Genomic DNA, 18,141 nt, shown 5'->3' with positions numbered 1-18,141 from the left:
GCAATTCTAATTGGTCAGTCCATTTCCGCTGTGGCTACGCCCGCATCGGGCCAGTCGGCTAGGCGAAATCGGCCCGTATCGTCCTGCAACATAAGAGTTGCACCCCGCATTGTTACGGGTAATCTGTAACGCTTAGCTGTAACGCTTAGCTGTAACGCTTAACGTCAACAGGATGCCAATGCCCGAACTTATCTGTAACAACTGCGGTGTAACATTTACCGCCCTGCGTTCCGACGCCAAGACCTGCTCGCCCGCCTGTCGCGTGGCCCTCTATCGGCAGGGCGGAAAGGCCAAGCCCAAGGCCAGCGCGCCTCCCAAGCCTAAGCCAGCGCCCGCCCCTGCGCCCGCCCCGCCTGTCCAGCGGCCCACGCCTGCCCCTGTCACGCCCACAGGCGTTACGCTGCGCATTGCAGCCGACCTCCGCAAGGGGCCGGAGAAGCGCAAGCTGAACAAGCTCGCGGATGACATTGCATGGGCGGTGGAAACCTTTGGCCCTGACACCCTCGCGGGATGGATTGGAGCCAGCCTTGAGCAAGAAATTCGCTTTGATGCCGACAACGCTGAACGCCTCGGCTTCTTTGCGGCCCACGATTATCTCATGAAACAGGCAGACAGACTGGATGCTGGCATCAAGGAAGCCCGCAATGCGGAATTCAGGCGCGGCATGGAAAAGAAGCACCTGCAACAAATAAAGGGCACCGTCATTGGCGAAATGAACCCAAGCCCTGAGACCCGCAAGGAACTGTTCTATGCCCTCGAGCGAGCCTACCCGCCCATCCTTGACTCCGAGGCGGAGAAGCTCAGCGCGGCATGGCGGGCCGATGTCGAAGCGGCCATCGCCAAGCGTAGGGAGGAGCGGGGATACTAGCCGTTACAGCTAAGCGTTACGCTCGCTTGATCGGCTTCACGTTGCCGCCGAGGAGGTGAGCGTAAGGAGCCGTTTCCTTGGCCGCCTCCTTGGCCTCCTGCTCAGCGCGGGAATGCGGGTTGTTGGTCGCCGCCCGATGCGCCGCCGCATGAAGCGTTAGCCCCGCCTGCCGCAAGCTGCTTCCAATCTGCCGTTCCAGCGCCAGCTTCGCGCTGATGGCCGGATTGGGAATGGGCTGGCCAGCATAAACGCCTGACTGCGCAACGACGAACGGCTGCTTCTTGGCCGCCTGCTCAAATACCTTGGCCCGTTCCATCATCTGCGCGCAGCGGGCCAGAAGATGCGCTAGAGCAAGCGTCCGCTCCTCCGCCAGCGTCCCTTCCGCCAACTGGTCGAAGATGCGCCGCTCGGCCTTGGTCAGCCTGACGCCCTCCGGCGGCTCCAGCGGTTGTTCCTGCGCAGCTTCCAGCGCCTTGCGCTTGGCCGCCACGGTTCCGGATTTGGTCACTTTTCCTGCCATGGGCCGAGAATGCCCCCTCTTCGGGCCGGAGCCCAGCTAAACGTTCGGAGGCAAAAACAGGGCATTGCTCCTCAAAAGCAGTCTGGTGGCCGCTCCTCGTTTTGCGATACGAACGGTCGATCCCCCCCCGCCCCCCCTCCCGCTGGTGCAGGCCCCGCATGGCCTTACGGGTTCCATGGCGGGTCATTTTCGCGGGGCTGGTTGGAATAGGCACGGTCCATGGTCCGCTGCGCTTCCTCGCGTTTGGGCGGGGCTTTTCGGCTGGTCGGGTTGTTCCGCGCTCCGGCAGTGCGGGCGGCGAGAATGTTCGTAGCCAGCAGGGTTGCGCCTATTCGCGGGCCGCCTTCGGCATCCCAAATGGACAGTTCCAACTTGCCTAGCGCGCTAACCGTCTGACCCTTGCGGATTGAGGCAACCGCCTCGGCGTTTTGCTTAAAGCCAAGGCAGCGAACAATCACATCGTCGGCGCTCCCCATGCTGACTGCGATGAACGCTACGGCATATTGTGAGCCGCCATTGGCAGCCTTCTTGATTTCGGCATCGCGGATGGCGCGGCCTGCAATATGGGCTTCAAGCATGGGTCGCCTCCTTGGTGCTGGCGGGTAGGGCAGTGGGCATCCGGCGGGGCGCTGTGCGGCCTGTCATTGGCGCACAGCGGCCTTGGCGCTGGTGGGTGGTATCGGGGGCCATCAGTCGCGCCTCGCAGGGCTGCGCCCGTTAGAACCAAGCACGCGGATGATGGCGGGCTTTTCGGCAATCAGCAGGTCAACGACATCGGCTGGCGGTTCGGCCATGGCGGACAGCTTGATGCGTCCATGGCTGACCTGAACGATGATGCCGAAGTTGAGATATGCCGACGCGAGGAGGGAGCGGATAGCAACGCGCTCATCGTCAGCGGATGGCGCTTTCGGCTCGGTCTGGGCCTCTGCTTCCGGATTAGCCGGATTAGCTACATTAGCTCCGAGAATAGACGATTCTGACTCTCTATTCCCATCGGCCTGCGGATTAGCCGGATTAGCTACATTAGCTCGAGAGACAGACTGATTCGTCTCTTTCTCTCCCCCGAATCCGCCCGATTTGGGAATAGGTTGGCGGCTAATCTGGCTAATCCGGCTAATCTCGCCAGCCTGTTCCGGCCCGCTGTCAGCAACAGGGTGCGAGCTAATCTGGCTAATCCGGCTAAAGTCAGCTTCCGCGTGGTTCCCGCTATCGCCAAGCGCAGGCGAGCTAATCTGGCTAATCCGGCTAATCTCGCCGTCGCCTAGTTCGGCTTGCTTGGCCTTTTCCATGCGCAGGCGGCGGAGGCGTTCGGCTGGGTCAAACGTCATCACGGATGCTCCATGCTTCGTTGTAATGGGTTCCCTCGACCTCGACCCCTCCCTTGATGGGGACCAGCCAACCGTGCTTTTCCAGCACCCCGACCACTCGGCGGGCGTCGGTTGCGTTCTTCAGTCCCGCGTATTTCTTCTGGTAGATCTCGGGCAGGGCGACCTCGCGCCGCTCGCGGGCGTGCTGTTGCAGGCGTTTCAGCAAGGCGTCGGCCTGCTTCAGTTCGGCCTCGATCTCGGCAAGGTTGTAGAGCCGCTTCGTTTCGCTGAGGTAGAAGTCGCAAAGGACCATCGCGGAGAGCAGCGTTTCCTCGTCAACCTCCTCGGCTTGCGGGTTTTCGATGATGGTCATGATGCCAGCGATGCGAATGGCCTGTTGGGTCAGGCGTCCGGCGAAGGGCCGTATGTCGTCGCAATCGCCGCCTTCGCGCATCCGTTCTTCGATGGCGTTGGTCTGCATTTCAAATGCGGCAACGGCATCGGGTGTGAGGCGCAGCAGGCGGAAGTTCGGCCCCATGTTGCGGTTCTGCGGGTCGCGCCAATCCACCGGACCGGATAGGGTTTGGTAGATGGCCGCATGGAACTTGTTGATGGCGTCCTGCCCTTGGCGCACGGCATCGCGGTATGCGTCATTGTGGAAGCGGCTGCCGACGAGGCTTTCCGGCTGGGTGATAAGGAAGCGGGCAAGCAAACCCTGCTCGCGGAAAACGGGGTCAACGATGAACTCGGTGGCGACCTTGCTCTGCACCATGAGGTGCATGGCCATCCTTCGGTTCAGCAGAACCTCGGCCCCGTCGCCGCTGCCGCCGCGAATGCGGTCAATCGAGCCGCCGTCCCAAATGCGACACAGGTTGCTGGTCGTAGCTGACTTGTTTTCGGCCCGCATGGCATAGCCGCCAAGGAAGGTCGCAGCATCGTCGGCCATGATGCCGTGCGTCGGGTAGCCAATCTTCAAGATGTTGTAGATGCCTTCCCATGTAGGGTCGGTCTTGGAAACCAAGCGGGCGAACAGCGGCGGCTGGGGCGCAGGCCCCAGGGCCTCAAGTTGCCTTGCCAGTTCGGCCTCGTTGTCGGAGTGGTTCCGCTTCAGGTGGGCAACGTGCGCATTGCGGGCGGCGGTCAGGTTCTCGAAGCGCAGCTTTTCCGGCGCGGCCTCCTCGGCCAGCTTTTCGCTGAGGGTATCTACCGCTGCCAACGAGGCCGCATCTGCCGTGCTCTTGCGTTCGCCGCTGGCGGCAACGGTCAGCAGGAACAGCGACAGCGGGTTGGCTTTGCCACCCAAGATGGGGATTTCGATATTAGCCCGCAGTTGGGCTGCCAGCGATGCCGCCGATAGAACCGCATTTGCCGCCATGGCCAGAGGGCATTGCACCGACGCTGCGATGGCACGGGCGGCTGGTCCCATGATGGGGCCAAGCGCGTCGGCGGGGTATTCCTTGCCCTTGGGCACGGATGCGAACAGGGGCGTGGGGCTGCCGACGCCAGCCACCCGCGCCTCGCGTTCCTTGAGGTCCGCAAGGGTGGTAATCGTCGCTCCCGATTCCGGCTCGTATGCGCTCGTCATTGGTTCAATCCTTGGCAATCGGCAGGCCGTCGCGGGTCAGGGCAGACCGCAACTGGATGCGCAGAAATTCGGTTGTGGGGCGGAGTTCGGAGGCGTCCATGAGCATCCTGAACCGCCAGCTTGGCGTCCAATCCAGAATGCAGAGCGCGTTGCCTCCGGCGCGAAGCCATTCCAGCGGCGTCTCGACCACATCAACGGGCCGTCCGGACCAGACCAGCGGCAGGCCAAGCGCGAAGGCTCCGGCCTTGCGCAAACGGTATCGTTCCGGCTTGGCAAGCGGGATGGCAATGAGGTTCGCCACGCGGTTGATTTCCACCGTATCGGGGCTGTCGGCGGCGAAGGGCGAAACCTCGGCGGCTTCCATGACCGCAACTTGCAGGCAGCGGCTTCCGGCAAATGACGGGCGGTATAGGCCACGGCCCGCTGGCTCGGCGTAAATCACGCGCATGGGCGCGCTCTGGCCTATCCGCGCAAGCGCCATGGCATCTACGCCTAGCTCGCTCAATTTGGCGAAGTCGGCCCCCGTCAGCATATCGCCAGCGAACGCTTCATCGAGCAGGTCAAACTCTAGCTTCCTGCTAGGGTTTGCCGTATCATCGGCGGGCGCTATTTGCGTGGCGTTTGGGGGCGGCGGGGTCGTAGTTGGCCCGCCGCCTTCGTTATCAAAGGCCATGGGTGGCCTCCTTCAGAAAGCGGTTGGCAACTAGGCTGCGGTGGCGCTCGGCGCGGCCTCCGGCTGGGGTAAGACCTCTTCGGGAAAGACCGCCCATGAGGGGACGAACACGCGCCCGCCCATCTTGTAGGCAGGCATATCGCCAGCCTTAATCCAGCGGTCTAGCGTCATGGGGTGAACGCCAAAGGCAGCGGCGGCTTGGTCGCGGCTGACCCAGCGCGGGCGGGGGCTGTCAGGGGCTTCAGCAGCAGTGTTCTGCGTCGTCATACAGGCCTCGTTGTTTGTAACAAGGCCACCCATTCTATGCACATCGCAGCGGTCAGCAACAGCCGCCCGAATAAATCTCATCTTCCAGATGTAGCGTTTTGGCTGTTGCCTGATTGCGCCGATTTGCCAGCCAGTTAGGCCCGATTTTGGCCCTCCGCCGAGAGGGTGGTCATGTTGATAACTAGAGAACCTCTGCCCTCCAGATAGGCGTTCCATGCGCCCATCAACTGCCGCCTCTTGGCCAGCAAATCGCCGCGCCTGTATGCAGCCTCAACAGCGTTGGAAACGGTATGTGCCAGCGCCGCTTCGGCCACATCGCTTGGAAAGTTCGTATCCTCCGAAACCCAATCGCGGAACGACGACCGGAAGCCATGCGCGGTCAGCTCGCCGCGCTTCATCCGGCGCAGCACGGCCGTCAGCGTCATGTCGGAAAGCGGCCCGCCAGCCTTGGCGCTTGGGAATACCAGCGCATCGGCGGGCGGCTCCTTGTTGGCGACGAAATTGCGGTAATGCAGCTTGGCTAATCGCAGTTCTGCCAGCGCCGCCTCGTTCAAGGGCACGTTGTGGTCGCGGCGGGCCTTCATGCGTTCGGCGGGAATGGACCAGAGGGCAGCGTCCATATCTACCTCGCCCCATGTCATGCCGCGAACCTCGCCGGAGCGCGCAGCGGTAAGGATAGCGAAGCGCAGGGCGGCAGCGCCTTGTCCTTCGCGCTTGGCAAGGTCGGTCCAGAAGGCAGGCATTTCCGGCCAAGGCAGCGCAGCATGGTGCTTCACATCGCGCTTCACCTTCGGCAGCCCGCGCCGGATGGCTCGGACGGGCAATTCGGTTTCGCAGTATCCGCAGCCGACGGCGTAATCCATGACCCGCGTGATGCGTTGCAGAACCCGCGTGGCGGTCGAGTGCTTGGCGGTCCAGATGGGGGCCAGCACCCGCCTCACATCGGCCTGCGTAACCGCATTGACGGGCTTGTGGCCGATGGTCGGGAAGGCATAGGTTTCGAGGGTCGTAATCCATTGCGCGTTGTGCTTGCCGTTGGAATTGCCAGCCACCACCTCGGCATGGACCAGCCGCGCCGCCTGCTCGAATGTCGGAATGCTGCCCTGCAACTTGCGCTCAAGGAACGGATCTCGTCCGGCCTCTACCGCCTGCTCCAATGCGAACGCCTTGGCGCGGGCTTCCTTGAGGCTGACAACGGGATACTTGCCGATAGCGAGCGTCTGGCGCTTGCCATGGAGGGTCTTGCGGTAGACCCATGAGCGGGATTCGCCTTGGGCGCGGAAATAGAGCGCATTCGCCCCATCGGCATGAAAGCCATCGGGTAGGGCGCGAAGCTGGCGGTCAATAAGGGGCATTCGTTGGTCCTTTTGGTTAGGCGGTAGCTACCGCGCTAGTTACCAGTTGAGCGGACCTAAACGAATATACATGAGGCAGCACGACTCAACTCCGAAGCTCGGAAACCCGCAGAAATGCTGGCTTCCGTGTTGGTTCATGCGAGTTGGTGTTGGCTGGCGTTGAAGGTAAATGGCGGAGCAGGAGGGATTCGAACCCTCGATACGGGGTTACCGTATACACACTTTCCAGGCGTGCGCCTTCGACCACTCGGCCACTGCTCCGCATGCCGGCTAGGGCAAGGGCGCGCCTCTAGCGGGGTTGCCCAAGCAGCGCAAGACGGCTGCAGTCCTAGTGGGTGAGCTTGCGGCGCATCCGGTAGCGCCCGTGTTCGAAATGCTGGAAATACTGGTGCACGTCAGGATGCGAGACGGGCCCCGCCAACGCATCGCCGATGAGGTTCTGCTGGCTGACGTAGGCGACGTAATCGCTCTCGTCGCTTTCGGCGAGCAGGTGGTAGAAGGGCTGGTTGCGATCCGGCCTTATGTCTTCGGGAATCGCCGAATACCATTCCTCGCTATTGGCGAAGACGGGGTCGATATCGAAGATCACGCCCCTGAAATCGAACACCTTGTGCCGGACGACGTCACCGATCGCGAAGCGGGTGCGGATACGGCGGGGCGCCTCGAGCGTGCGGCCTGCCTGCGGAGAGAAAAACAAAGTCCTGTCCATGTCTGGAGAGAATATGGGATCGATATGCCCCGGCACAAGCGCAGTACGGCTCTCGTCCCCCGATTTCGCGCGCGAAAGGGCTTGGCAATGCCCGCGGCGTGGGCTAACGGGCGCGCTCGCTTCGACCGGGGCCCATGGCCCGATAAGCGCACCCGACATGCGGAGAGGTGGCAGAGTGGTCGAATGCGCCGCACTCGAAATGCGGTATACGGGCAACCGTATCGAGGGTTCGAATCCCTCCCTCTCCGCCAGTCACCTTCTTCCAGAACCGAACGAAACTGCTGTTCGCTGGCAAGCGACAGGCGTTTGGCGTCAGATCGCCTCCTGCCGCTTTCGCCCAGCTGTTTCGGTTCTATAAGAGCGCCATGGACTGCATCGGGATCGCGGCTGGGGACTACAGGCTCGAACTCGCTCCGTACCGGGGCGGGAGCATCGCGGGCCTTTCCTGGCATGGGCTGGACATCTTGCGCCCTGCGGCGGGCGAGGGGGTGCTGGACAGCAGCTGCTTCCCTCTCGTACCGTTTTCCAACCGCATCACCGGATCGCGCTTCGCATTCGCAGGTCGCGAAATACGTCTTGAACCGAACCACCCGGCAGCGGTCGGAGAACCGGTCCTCCACGGCTTCGGCTGGCTCGCCGCCTGGTCGGTGGCCGAACTTTCGCAGGATAGGGCAGTTCTGGTGCACGAGAATGCGGGAGGGGCATGGCCTTGGCCCTATCGCGCGTCCGCCGGTTTCGTACTCGACAAGGAAGGCCTGCTCACCTCGCTCGACTTGGAGAACCTGTCAGCCGACCCGATGCCTGCAGGGCTGGGCTTCCATCCCTATTTCCCGCGCACCGGACAAACGATCTACCGCGGCCTCCATCGCGGCGAATGGGAGGTCGGCCCGGACTGCCTCCCGCGTGACCTCCGGCAAAGGCAGGAGGCGGCCGACTGGTGGGATGGCAGGCCGGTCGCTAGCCGCGAGGTCGACACCGTCTATACCGGCAGGCAGGGGCCGCTCGAAATCGAATGGCCCGAACGCGCTTTGCGGGCTGTGATCGACCCTAGCGAGGATCTTGGCTTCACGACCGTCTATGTGCCTGCAGGCGAAGGCTTTTTCTGCGTCGAACCGGTCAGTCATGCGACGGACGTCTTCAATAACCCCGTGCCTGAAAACGGCATGCGCATTCTCCAGGCGGGCGAGCGGTGGCGCGTGTCCATGCGTATCAGGGCGGAGGCGACCGCCTAGAACGCAAGCCTGACCGGGCGCGCGAGAGCGGCCGCAAGACTGCCTATCGCATCGCGCTCGCCGACGATCACGATCGATCCGCCGAACCCGGCGCCGGTCATGCGCGCAGCGCCTGCATTGCCGAGAAGCCTGTCGATCTCTTGAACAAGATCATCGACGGCAGGAACGCTCACTTCGAAAAGGTCGCGCAATGAGGCATGGCCTTCGCGCAGCACCGCGCACATGGCCGGAAGGTCGCCCGCGGCAATGGCGCGGGCAGCGCTGCCGACGCGGGCGATTTCCTCGACCACGTGAAGGGCGCGCTTGCGCTCGAGTGGATCGAGGTCGCCGGACTCCACCATGGCGCGGTCCGCATCGCGCAGGCTCGCCACCCCGAGCTTGGCCGCGGCGCTTTCGCATTGCGCGCGGCGCGCGTTGTATTCGCCATCGACCAGCCCGCGGGTGACACCGGAATCGACGATGCCCACGGCCCAATCTGGCGGAAGGGCGACCAGCTGGCGCGACAGGTCGCGGCAGTCGAGCATCAGTGCCTTGCCCGGCTCTCCGGCAGCGACAGCCATCTGGTCCATGATGCCGCAGGCAACGCCCGCCCATTCGTGCTCGGTCCGCTGCGCCGCTTGCGCAAGCGCTACCGGATCGGCCTCATCGCCTGCGGCCTCGGCCAGCGCCTTTCCGACCGCGACGCAGAGCGAGGCCGAAGACGACAGGCCCGAACCGCGTGCCAGGTTGCCGGTGATCAGAAGCTGCAAGCCCGACGCCGGTCGTACAGGGGCGAGCGCGCACATGCCGCGCACATAGGCGCGCCAGTCGGTTGCCTCCGGCTTCTCGGGCGCGGAAAGGTCGAAGCTGTCCTCGGTGCCGAAATCGGCGGCCTTCGCGTGGACTTCGCCGCCCGATACCGAGCGCCACGCGATCGCCGTGCCCTCCCGCACCGGCATGGGCAGGACCAACCCGTCATTATAGTCGACATGCTCGCCGATGAGATTGACCCTTCCGGGGACGAACACGACACCCTGCGGTGCGTGGCCGAAGGCAAAGGCAAATTGCTCCCGCGCCGAGGCGGCCAGTTCCTCGCTCACTTCATCACCTCTCGCAGGCGCTGCGCCGCGGCTTCGGGCGTCAGGTCGCGCTGTGTTTCGGCCATCAGTTCGAAGCCGACCATGTGCTTGCGGATTTCGGCAGAGCGCAGCAGCGGCGGGTAGAAATGCGCATGGAGCCGCCAGTGTGGGCAGTCATCGCCGGCCCCGTGCGGCGCGCCGTGCCATCCCATCGAATAGGGAAAATCGGTATCGAACAGCGCGTCATAACCGGCGAGCAGCTTGCCCAGCAGTGCGGCAAGCGCATCGCGCGCGTTGTCCGACAAATCCTCGAGACGCGCCACATCGTCGCGCGCAATCACCAGCGTTTCGAACGGCCAGGCGGCCCAGTGGGGCACGACTGCGAGCCAGTGGGCGTTATCCGCGATGACACGCTCGCCTTCCTGTTCCTCGGCAGCAAGGACATCTGCGAGCAGGGCCGACCCGTAAGTCTCGCGGTGTTCCTGCTGGCAGGCGTCCTCGCGCGCGACCAGCGTGGGTACGAAGTCGCCGGCCCAGACCTGGCCGTGCGGGTGCGGGGACGAAGCCCCCATCATCGCGCCCTTGTTCTCGAAAATCTGCACGTGCTCCCACCGGCTGCCGAGGTCGCGCGAGAGTTCGCACCAGCCCTCGATTACCTTGCGCCGCGCTGCGTCGTCGATGCGTGCGAGAGTGGCGGAATGGTCGGGCGAATAGCAGATGACCCGCGCCTCGCCCGCCGCCGGTTCCTCGCACAACAGGCCGGTGCGGGGGCTGCCCTCGCGCTCTTCCAGCAGGGCCGGAAAGTCGTTGTGAAAGACGAAGGCGCCCTCATAATCCGGGTTGCGCACGCCGCCGACGCGCTCGTTGCCGGGGCACAGGTAGCACGACGCGTCATGCGCCGGGCGGACTGCGTTGGCGGCAGGCTTCGTTTCGCCCTGCCACGGACGCTTCATGCGCTGTGGGCTGACGAGCACCCACTCGCCCGTCAGGCGGTTGAGGCGGCGGTGAGGTTGGTCGGGATGGCTCATCGTACGGCCTTGAGGTGATAGATCAGCGCGCTTTCGGCGGCCAGAGCCGGCACCGGAAGTCCTGCGTTCGCCAGCCAGCTGCCGGAGAAGCGGTGCGGCGCCTCGCGCATGGCCTTGATGGCAGGGGCCGCCCGCGGAGTCAGCACGCCATGCTGTCCGGCGTGGCGGAGCAGCTGGACGTCCCACTCGCCCCCGCAGGCAAAGGGCAGCGTGACCGGCTGGGCGCGGCGATCTTCTCCATGCTCGCGGCGGATGACCCACAGCAGCATCTCTTCCGTGGTGCCCTGCGCCTGCCAGACGATCCCGTCCGCTCCCTCGCCCAGCAGGGTCCGGCCGCCGTGGATCACGCCGCGCCATTCCTTCCAGAACTCGATCCAGCCAGCGAGGCGCCGGCGCTCGTCTTCCGCCATGGCAGCGGGGTCGAGCTCGACCCCGAGATGGCCCTGGCAAGCGATGGCGGCGCGGAAATCGAGCGACTGGCTGCGGCCTGTCGCATGGCTCGGACTGGCGCCGACATGCGAACCCATGACCTCGGGCGGCATGAAGGCGAGGAAGCCGCGCTGCATCGGCACACGCGCGACCGCGTCGATATTGTCGCTGGTCCAGAAGCGGTGGGTATAGGCGGCGATCCCCGCATCGATCCGGCCGCCGCCGCCCGCGCAGCTTTCGATCTCGACCTCGGGATGCGCGGCGCGCAGGCGTTCCAGCAGGACGTAGGAGCCGCGGGTCTGCGCCGCTCCGCCCGATGGGGCATGGTCGCGGTTGTGGTCCCACTTGAGATACGAAATACTTGCTCCGGACAGCAGCTTGTCGAGTGCGCCGAACAGGTAGTCGCGAACGTCTTCGCGCCGCAGGTCGAGCACCAGCTGGTTACGCGCAGTCGGCCGCTCGCGCCCGTCTTCCGCAAGTAGCCAGTCGGGATGCGCGCGGTAGAGCTCGCTATCGGGATTGACCATTTCCGGCTCCACCCAGAGCCCGAATTCCATGCCGAGGCTGCGTACCGTGTCGGCCAGCGGGGCGATGCCATGCGGATATTTGCGCGCATCGGGAGTCCAGTCGCCGAGACCTGCGCGGTCGTGGTCGCGGCCCCTGAACCAGCCATCGTCGAGGATGAAGCGTTCGGCCCCGATCTCCGCAGCGGCTTGCGCAAGCGCCACAATCCGGGCCTCGTCATGCGAGAAATAGACCGCTTCCCAGCTGTTGAGATGCACCGGTCGCGGGCGCATCGCGCCGCCCGGCCACGCGATCCGGTCACGCACGGCGCCGTGCATCTGCGCCATCGCTCCGTTGCGGCCGCGGGGCGATATGGCGACGAGCAGCGGCGGAGCCGTGAAACTTTCGCCCGGTTGCAAGACCGCCTCGCCGGGCTGGAACGAGGCTTCTGCCGAGGCGACCCAGAACCCTTCGTCGTCGCGCTCTATCGCCAGCCTTGCATCGCCCGACCAGCCAAGCTGCATCGCCATGACGAGGCCGGTGTGCCAGCCTGCTCCTTCGGCCAGGATATAGGCGCCGCAAAGGCCCCCATGGCCGGTTAGTCCACGCCGCGTCTCGCGCTGCCAGCCATGCGCGGGCATGGGTTCGCGGCATTCGACCAGTTCGGCATTGTGACGCCCGCGCCAGGAGACGATCTCGCGCGCGGATGCGGGAAGGGGCAGGACCGCGCTCGCCAGCCGGTCGACGGTGACAGCACCTTGCGACCGGTTCTCGAGATGATGGGCGATTTCCAGCCCGCCACCGGGAAGGTTACGGTAAGTCGAGGTGAAGCAGATGCCGCTGATGCTATCGGCCGCTTGGAGGACGAGGGAACCGGCTGTGCTGCTGGCCTCGCATGTGTCGAAGTGAACCGGCAGCGAGGCGCCCGTTCCATCGCGCAAGGACAGGATCGGCGGCCCGAACCAGCCGAGGCCTGCCACCGGCAGCGCGGCCATCGCATGGTCGCCTTCGAGCGAAAAGGTCGCCGAACCGCGCAGTTCCGCCAGCTTCGGGAGCGTGCCCGGCTCTACCCTTGCGCCCAGATGGCGCCACAGGGGTACGGCACGCTCGCTCCGTTCGAGGACGAGGCTCCATTCGTCCCCGTGCAATGCCAGCAGGTCGGCCGTGCTCATGCGGCGGCTTTGTCCTCGCCGCGGAAAAGGGCAAAGCCGATCCATTCGGCGCGCCGGCCAAGCGCGAAGCGGTTGAACGCGAGTGCCGCAGCGACCGAGGTAAAGAGCGTTACGACCATGAAGTCGATGTAGTGGATGCCCACGCTCGCCGCGAAGCCCTCGTTGAAGGTGAAGAGGCCGTAGAGAGCGATGCCCCACACGACTCCGGCGATGGCCGAGCGCGCGGCGACGTTGCGGAACAGCAGGCCAACGATGAAGGCCGACAGGATCGGCATGGAAGACAGGCCATTGAGCTGCTGGAGCAGGTTGATGATGCTTTCCGCGTTCTGGAACACGGGGACCATCACGATGGCCAATGCGGTCGCCAGCACGCTCATGATCGCGCCCAGCTTCCAGTGGTTCTTCACTTCGCCCACGAATCGCTCGTGGAAGTCGACCGAATAGAGCGCGACGGTGGAGTTCAGTACGGCGCTGAAGGTCGTGATCACGGCAGCGGCCACCATGGCCGCGAAGGCGCCCGAGAGCCATGACGGCAGGACTTCCGCGACAAGCCGTCCGTAAGCCGCATCGCCGACATCGCCGAACAGCTTGTAGGCGACCACGCCGGGTACGACCACGATCGGCGGGACCACCAGGATGCGCACGGCAGCTGCGGCGAAGACGCCCTTCTGCGCCTCGCGCACGGTGGGGGCGGCCATCGCCTTTTGCGTGATGTTCTGGTTGGTCGACCAGTAGAAGATCTGGATGAAGGCCATGCCGGTGAACAGCGTGTGGAAGGGGATCGGACTGTCCGCCGCGCCCACCATGCTCAGCCGTTCTGCCGGCACGCCGGTGACGATGTCGAAATCGACCGCGGCCAGCGCGAGGAACACGATCACCAGCGCCAGGAACAGGATGCCGATGCCGGAAAATGTGTCCATCACCGCCACGGCCCTGAGGCCGCCGAACACGGTATAGGCAGCGCCGATCAGCGCAAGGCCGAGCGAGAAGGCCAGCAGCGGTATCCCCGCGCCGAACAGCGACTGCAGGAACAGCCCGCCCGAATAGAGTGCCGCGGGGAGGTAGATCAGCAGGTTTCCGAGGATGAAGATCGCCGAGATCAGCGTCCGGATAGAGCGCCCGTCATAGCGTCGTTCCAGCAGCTCCGTCACGGTCGTGCAGTTGTAGCGATAGTAGAGAGGCACGAAAACGAAGGCCAAGGCCATCAGCCCGACGAAACCGGCGATTTCCCACCATGCGAGCAGCAGCATCTGGTTGCCGTTCATCCCGACCAGCTGGTCGGTCGACAGGTTGGTCAGGGTGATCGAACCGGCAACGAAGAACCATGTCAGGCCCTTGCCGCCGAGATAGACGTCCTTTTCCGACCCGTCGCGCGACGCGCCGCGAACCTTCAACCAGGTCAGCAGGCCCACCAGCGCGGTCAGACCGGCGAACACGCCGACCTGGACCAGGCTGCCGAATTCGGCCGTATCGTACATGGTTCGCGTCCCTCCCTTTTCCCGCTGGCATCCATCGCGACAAACGGCGATAGACGCAAGCGCATGGACCTCGGCGTTTGCTACTATCCGGAACATTGGCCCGAAGCCCGTTGGGCGGCGGATGCTGCCCTGATGCGCGAGACGGGCCTCACCCGCGTGCGGATCGGCGAATTCGCGTGGAGCCGGATCGAACCCGAACCCGGCCGCTTCGACTGGGGCTGGCTCGACCGCGCGGTAGAGACGCTCCATGCAGCAGGGCTCGGCATCATCATGGGCACGCCCACGGCGACGCCGCCCAAATGGCTGGTTGACCGGATGCCCGACATGGTCGCGCTGGACCGCGATGGCAGGCCGCGCGGCTTCGGTTCGCGGCGGCATTACTGCTTCAGTCACGAGGGCTACCGCAAAGAAGCGGCGCGGATCACGCGCGCGGTTGCCGAACGATATGGCCGGCATCCCGGCGTCGTCGCTTGGCAGACCGATAATGAATATGGCTGCCACGACACCGTGCAGAGCTTCTCGCCCGCCGCGCGCGATGCCTTCCGCACCTGGCTCGCTGCCCGCTACGGGTCCGTCGAGGCGCTGAACGAGGCATGGGGCAATGTCTTCTGGTCGATGGAATACCGGACACTCGACGAGGTGGACCTGCCGAACCTCACCGTGACGGAAGCCAATCCCGCGCACTGGCTCGCTTTCCGGCGCTTTTCTTCCGACCAGGTCGTGCGGTTCAACCGCGTGCAGGTCGACATCCTGCGCGAGCTGTCGCCCGGGCGGGACATCACGCACAATGCGATGGGGTTCTACACCGGCTACGACCATCACGACCTTGCCGCCGATCTCGACGTGCTGGGGTGGGACAGTTACCCGCTCGGCTTCCTCGAGATGTTCCGCTTTTCCGAGGAAGAGAAGCGGAAATATGCGCGGCAGGGGCATCCCGACATCGCCGCCTTCCATCACGACCTCTATCGCGGCTGCGCGAAGAACGGACGGTGGTCGGTGCTCGAACAGCAACCGGGTCCGGTCAACTGGGCGCGGCACAATCCCGCGCCGCTGCCCGGCATGGTGCGGTTGTGGACGCTCGAAGCCTTCGCGCACGGGGCCGAGCTGGTGAGCTATTTCCGCTGGCGGCAGTTTCCCAAGGCGCAGGAGCAGATGCACGCAGGGCTGCTTCGGCCCGATGCGACACCTGCCCCCGCACTCGCAGAAGCGCGAGCAGCGGCGGACGACCTCGCGAGGATCGGCGATCCGGGCGAGGCCCCGAAGCAGGCGGCGCTGGTGTTCGCCTATGACGCGGAATGGATGACGCAGATCCAGCCGCAGGGGGAAGGACGCTCGGCCCTATGGGCGGCGTTTGCGGCCTATTCTTCGCTTCGGCGGTTGGGACTGAACGTCGACATTGTCTCGCCTTCGGCTCCGCTCGATGGCTATGCGCTGGTCGTCGTTCACTGCCTGCCGATCGTGCCGGATGAACTCGTCGCCAAGCTGGCGGGGAGCGAGGCGCAGGTCGTCATCGGACCGCGGACCGGCACGCGGGACCTCGACTTCGGCATTCCCGATGCGCTCCTTCATGAAGGGCTGGACGAGTTCATCGGCGGGCGGGTGGTGCGCAGTGAAAGCCTGTCCGATCGTCTGGCGATGGCAGGCGATGGCTGGGAAGCGCGCGGCTGGCTCGACCATTACGAAGGCGAGGCCATGCCCGAGATGGTTGCGACAAGCGGCGAAGTCGTAGCCCTGCGCCACGGCCGGGCCTGGATTGCCGCGGCCTGGCCGCAGGGCAGTTTCCTAGACACGCTGGTCCAGCGCGCCGCCAATGCAGCAGGCCTGGAAGCGGAGCCGCTGCCCGAAGGCATACGCCGTCGCAGGCGCGGCGATACGCTGTTCGAGTTCGACTACATCGCAGGCGAAGTCCGCTTCGAGCGATAGCGCATTGTCGCGGGACCGTCCGCCATATAGGGTCTCGATAAGCAACCGATTCTTGCGGCTTGAGGAGAGAGAACCATGACCAAGACCTATGCGAACCTGATCGACGGGGAGATGGTCACCACCTCCGACACGTTCGAGGTCGTGAACCCGGCCAACGAGGAAGTCGTCGGCCTCGTCCCGTCCTGCGGGAAGGACGAACTCGACCGCGCCGTCGCCGCTGCACGCCGCGCCTTCAAGAGCTGGCGCAAGACCAGTGCCGAGGAACGCCAGAAGGTGGTCCAGGGAATTGCCGCCGCGATCAAGGACAATGGCGATGAACTGTTCCGCCTGCTGACCACGGAACAGGGCAAGCCGCACGCGCAGGCGCAGATGGAAATCTTTGGTGCTGCCGGCCTTGCCGCCGCCCAGTCGACGCTGACGCTCGACGATGTGATCAACCAGGACGACGACACCCGCCTGTCGCGTACCCGCCGCGTGCCGGTGGGCGTGGTCGGCGGCATCGTGCCGTGGAACTTCCCGGTCATGATGGCGATCCAGAAGATCGTCCCCGCGCTGGTTTCGGGCTGCACTATCGTGCTCAAGCCCTCGCCCTTCACTCCGCTGACCACGCTGCGGATCGCAGAGCTGATCAAGGACATTGTGCCCGCAGGCACGGTGAACATCATCACCGGTCCCGACGAGCTCGGCCCGCTGATCACCGAGCATCCGGACATCGACAAGATCACCTTCACCGGCTCCACCGCGACCGGCAAGAAGATCATGGAAGGCGCCAGCCGCGACCTGAAGCGCATTACGCTCGAACTGGGCGGTAACGATGCGTCGATCGTCCTGCCCGACGCCGATGTCGAGAAGGTCGCCGAACAGCTGTTCTGGTCGAGCTTCTCCAACGCAGGCCAGATCTGCGTCGCGGCCAAGCGCATCTACATCCACGAGGACATTTACGACGATCTGTCCAAGGCGATCGCCGAATATGCCAAGGGCGTGGTCGTGGGCGACGGTTCGCAGCAGGGCACCGGCGTCGGACCGATCCAGAACAAGAAGCAGTTCGACCGCGTGTGCGAGCTGATCCAGGACGCCAAGGACCAGGGCTACCAGTTCCTCACCGGCGGCGACGTCGATCCTTCCGGCACCGGCTATTACGTGCCGATCACCATCCTCGACAATCCGCCGGAGGACGCGCGTATCGTGGCCGAGGAACAGTTCGGCCCGGTCATGCCGCTGATGAAATTCTCCAGCGTCGAGGAAGCGATCGAGCGCGCCAACAATTCCGAATACGGTCTTGCCGGTGCGGTCTGGACCAAGGATGCCGACAAAGGCGTCGAAATCGCCGAGCAGCTCGAAACCGGCACTGTGTGGGTGAACGAATACCTCCACATCTCGCCGCTGGCGCCCTTCGGCGGGCACAAGCAGTCCGGCTTCGGCGCGGAATACGGCATCGATGGCCTCAAGGAATTCACCTATCCGCAGGTCATCACGGTGAAGCGCGACGCGGATATCTGATCCGCCGCCAAGCGGAACGGCGTTTCCGCATTTGATGAAGGCGTGGTAAGAGAGCGCCTGTGGTCGCCCTTTCGGGAGGGAGAGACCTCATGCGCTATCTTGCCATTGCCATCCTGCCACTGACCCTTGTCGCCTGCACTGCCGAACCGGCAGAAGAACCGGCTGTCGAGGAAACGCCGGCTGCTGCGGAAGCTCCTGAGATGACGACCGCCAATGGTACGGGGCCCGGCACCTATGACGTGACCTTGGAAGACGGTACTGCGTCCGTGATGGAAACCAGCGCCGACGGGACCTATGTCGCGACCGCTGCCGACGGTTCGCAGATTTCCGGCACCTGGGCGGTCGTGGACGGCAAGTCCTGCTTCACGCCGACGGGTGAGGATGGCCTTTGCTGGACCGAAGGCGAGCGGGGAGCGGACGGTTCGTTTACTGCGACTTCCGACGAAGGCACCACCGTCACCGTCAAGCCGCGCGCGGCAGAAGCCGCCGATTAACTCCGACTATCGGTGTCGCCGCGCCCTTCGCATGATGTG

At 64.6% G+C, this 18,141-nt stretch carries 17 protein-coding genes and 2 tRNA genes; 6 read left to right on the top strand and 13 right to left on the bottom strand.

What is annotated here, in order from left to right; genetic code table 11:
* Nucleotides 1-178: 178 nt before the first annotated feature.
* On the top strand, nucleotides 179-868 hold the full coding sequence (locus tag LC083_RS04420) for a hypothetical protein (RefSeq protein ID WP_226699349.1): 690 nt from the start codon (nucleotides 179-181) through the stop codon (nucleotides 866-868).
* A gap of 16 nt (nucleotides 869-884) precedes the next feature.
* On the opposite strand, the gene LC083_RS04415 is transcribed toward LC083_RS04420, so the two are convergent.
* From LC083_RS04415 to hspQ, 9 genes are all read right to left on the bottom strand, one after another.
* Nucleotides 885-1,388 (bottom strand): hypothetical protein, encoded by a 504-nt coding sequence (locus tag LC083_RS04415; protein WP_226699348.1) that lies wholly within the window; start codon nucleotides 1,386-1,388, stop codon nucleotides 885-887.
* Between the two features lie 164 nt (nucleotides 1,389-1,552).
* Nucleotides 1,553-1,966, bottom strand: a complete 414-nt coding sequence (locus LC083_RS04410; RefSeq protein WP_226699347.1) for a hypothetical protein — start codon at nucleotides 1,964-1,966, stop codon at nucleotides 1,553-1,555.
* 111 nt (nucleotides 1,967-2,077) lie between these two features.
* Entirely contained in the window at nucleotides 2,078-2,677 is a 600-nt protein-coding gene (locus LC083_RS04405; RefSeq protein ID WP_226699346.1) for a hypothetical protein, read from the bottom strand.
* A gap of 28 nt (nucleotides 2,678-2,705) precedes the next feature.
* Nucleotides 2,706-4,280 (bottom strand): DUF3987 domain-containing protein, encoded by a 1,575-nt coding sequence (locus tag LC083_RS04400; RefSeq protein WP_226699345.1) that lies wholly within the window; start codon nucleotides 4,278-4,280, stop codon nucleotides 2,706-2,708.
* 4 nt (nucleotides 4,281-4,284) lie between these two features.
* Entirely contained in the window at nucleotides 4,285-4,761 is a 477-nt protein-coding gene (locus LC083_RS04395) for a hypothetical protein (RefSeq protein WP_226699344.1), read from the bottom strand.
* Nucleotides 4,762-4,983: 222 nt separating this feature from the next.
* Nucleotides 4,984-5,220 carry a helix-turn-helix domain-containing protein gene (locus tag LC083_RS04390; RefSeq protein ID WP_226699343.1) on the bottom strand — a complete coding sequence of 79 codons (237 nt, stop codon included), beginning with the start codon at nucleotides 5,218-5,220 and terminating at the stop codon, nucleotides 4,984-4,986.
* A 134-nt stretch (nucleotides 5,221-5,354) separates the two neighbouring features.
* Nucleotides 5,355-6,575 (bottom strand): tyrosine-type recombinase/integrase, encoded by a 1,221-nt coding sequence (locus LC083_RS04385; RefSeq protein WP_226699342.1) that lies wholly within the window; start codon nucleotides 6,573-6,575, stop codon nucleotides 5,355-5,357.
* 170 nt (nucleotides 6,576-6,745) lie between these two features.
* Nucleotides 6,746-6,836 (bottom strand) — tRNA-Ser (locus LC083_RS04380).
* Between the two features lie 67 nt (nucleotides 6,837-6,903).
* On the bottom strand, nucleotides 6,904-7,284 hold the full coding sequence (gene hspQ / locus LC083_RS04375; protein ID WP_160608228.1) for a heat shock protein HspQ: 381 nt from the start codon (nucleotides 7,282-7,284) through the stop codon (nucleotides 6,904-6,906).
* A gap of 161 nt (nucleotides 7,285-7,445) precedes the next feature.
* Here hspQ and LC083_RS04370 point away from each other — a divergent pair.
* Both LC083_RS04370 and LC083_RS04365 read left to right on the top strand, forming a co-directional pair.
* Nucleotides 7,446-7,535, top strand: a tRNA-Ser gene (locus LC083_RS04370).
* A 114-nt stretch (nucleotides 7,536-7,649) separates the two neighbouring features.
* The gene (locus LC083_RS04365; RefSeq protein WP_226699341.1) at nucleotides 7,650-8,516 is read left to right on the top strand and encodes an aldose 1-epimerase; all 867 of its coding nucleotides are present in this window, start codon (nucleotides 7,650-7,652) and stop codon (nucleotides 8,514-8,516) included.
* Here the strand turns inward: LC083_RS04365 and galK are convergent.
* From galK to LC083_RS04345, 4 genes are read right to left on the bottom strand one after another with little or no spacing between them, the layout of a single operon-like run.
* Nucleotides 8,513-9,595, bottom strand: coding sequence for a galactokinase (galK, locus tag LC083_RS04360; RefSeq protein WP_226699340.1), 1,083 nt, complete (start codon nucleotides 9,593-9,595; stop codon nucleotides 8,513-8,515). The two genes, LC083_RS04365 and galK, sit on opposite strands and share 4 nt — an antisense overlap.
* Complete coding sequence (locus tag LC083_RS04355; RefSeq protein ID WP_226699339.1) at nucleotides 9,592-10,602, bottom strand: UDP-glucose--hexose-1-phosphate uridylyltransferase; 1,011 nt, start codon at nucleotides 10,600-10,602, stop codon at nucleotides 9,592-9,594. Before LC083_RS04355 ends, galK begins: the two co-directional genes overlap by 4 nt.
* The gene (locus tag LC083_RS04350) at nucleotides 10,599-12,707 is read right to left on the bottom strand and encodes an alpha-galactosidase (protein ID WP_226699338.1); all 2,109 of its coding nucleotides are present in this window, start codon (nucleotides 12,705-12,707) and stop codon (nucleotides 10,599-10,601) included. Before LC083_RS04350 ends, LC083_RS04355 begins: the two co-directional genes overlap by 4 nt.
* Nucleotides 12,704-14,185, bottom strand: coding sequence for a sodium:solute symporter family transporter (locus LC083_RS04345; protein ID WP_226699337.1), 1,482 nt, complete (start codon nucleotides 14,183-14,185; stop codon nucleotides 12,704-12,706). The genes LC083_RS04350 and LC083_RS04345 overlap by 4 nt, the downstream gene beginning before the upstream one ends.
* A gap of 63 nt (nucleotides 14,186-14,248) precedes the next feature.
* Between LC083_RS04345 and LC083_RS04340 the strand changes: the two genes are divergently transcribed.
* The 3 genes from LC083_RS04340 (at nucleotide 14,249) to LC083_RS04330 (ending at nucleotide 18,102) form a co-directional block, all read left to right on the top strand.
* A complete protein-coding gene (locus tag LC083_RS04340; protein WP_226699336.1) occupies nucleotides 14,249-16,108 on the top strand; it encodes a beta-galactosidase in 1,860 nt (619 codons plus the stop codon).
* Between the two features lie 75 nt (nucleotides 16,109-16,183).
* Nucleotides 16,184-17,608: an aldehyde dehydrogenase family protein gene (locus LC083_RS04335; protein ID WP_160608227.1), complete on the top strand. Its 1,425-nt coding sequence runs from the start codon at nucleotides 16,184-16,186 to the stop codon at nucleotides 17,606-17,608.
* Between the two features lie 89 nt (nucleotides 17,609-17,697).
* Nucleotides 17,698-18,102: a hypothetical protein gene (locus LC083_RS04330; RefSeq protein ID WP_226699335.1), complete on the top strand. Its 405-nt coding sequence runs from the start codon at nucleotides 17,698-17,700 to the stop codon at nucleotides 18,100-18,102.
* Nucleotides 18,103-18,141 lie beyond the last annotated feature (39 nt).

This window comes from Qipengyuania gaetbuli, assembly GCF_020524765.1.
GTDB classification, from domain to species: domain Bacteria; phylum Pseudomonadota; class Alphaproteobacteria; order Sphingomonadales; family Sphingomonadaceae; genus Qipengyuania; species Qipengyuania gaetbuli_A.
Note: the sequence above shows the minus strand (reverse complement) of the source record. Positions and strands in the feature narration are given on the sequence as shown.

Bases quoted from the DNA above. Each gene is read 5' to 3' on its own strand.
- LC083_RS04405 (WP_226699346.1), bottom strand. From the start codon at position 2,677: ATGGAAAAGGCCAAGCAAGCCGAACTAGGCGACGGCGAGATTAGCCGG.
- LC083_RS04390 (WP_226699343.1), bottom strand. From the start codon at position 5,220: ATGACGACGCAGAACACTGCTGCTGAAGCCCCTGACAGCCCCCGCCCG.
- hspQ (WP_160608228.1), bottom strand. From the start codon at position 7,284: ATGGACAGGACTTTGTTTTTCTCTCCGCAGGCAGGCCGCACGCTCGAG.
- LC083_RS04385 (WP_226699342.1), bottom strand. From the start codon at position 6,575: ATGCCCCTTATTGACCGCCAGCTTCGCGCCCTACCCGATGGCTTTCAT.
- LC083_RS04330 (WP_226699335.1), top strand. From the start codon at position 17,698: ATGCGCTATCTTGCCATTGCCATCCTGCCACTGACCCTTGTCGCCTGC.
- LC083_RS04415 (WP_226699348.1), bottom strand. From the start codon at position 1,388: ATGGCAGGAAAAGTGACCAAATCCGGAACCGTGGCGGCCAAGCGCAAG.
- LC083_RS04395 (WP_226699344.1), bottom strand. From the start codon at position 4,761: ATGGCGCTTGCGCGGATAGGCCAGAGCGCGCCCATGCGCGTGATTTAC.
- LC083_RS04400 (WP_226699345.1), bottom strand. From the start codon at position 4,280: ATGACGAGCGCATACGAGCCGGAATCGGGAGCGACGATTACCACCCTT.
- LC083_RS04420 (WP_226699349.1), top strand. From the start codon at position 179: ATGCCCGAACTTATCTGTAACAACTGCGGTGTAACATTTACCGCCCTG.
- LC083_RS04410 (WP_226699347.1), bottom strand. From the start codon at position 1,966: ATGCTTGAAGCCCATATTGCAGGCCGCGCCATCCGCGATGCCGAAATC.
- LC083_RS04345 (WP_226699337.1), bottom strand. From the start codon at position 14,185: ATGTACGATACGGCCGAATTCGGCAGCCTGGTCCAGGTCGGCGTGTTC.
- LC083_RS04365 (WP_226699341.1), top strand. From the start codon at position 7,650: ATGGACTGCATCGGGATCGCGGCTGGGGACTACAGGCTCGAACTCGCT.
- LC083_RS04355 (WP_226699339.1), bottom strand. From the start codon at position 10,602: ATGAGCCATCCCGACCAACCTCACCGCCGCCTCAACCGCCTGACGGGC.
- LC083_RS04335 (WP_160608227.1), top strand. From the start codon at position 16,184: ATGACCAAGACCTATGCGAACCTGATCGACGGGGAGATGGTCACCACC.
- LC083_RS04350 (WP_226699338.1), bottom strand. From the start codon at position 12,707: ATGAGCACGGCCGACCTGCTGGCATTGCACGGGGACGAATGGAGCCTC.
- LC083_RS04340 (WP_226699336.1), top strand. From the start codon at position 14,249: ATGGACCTCGGCGTTTGCTACTATCCGGAACATTGGCCCGAAGCCCGT.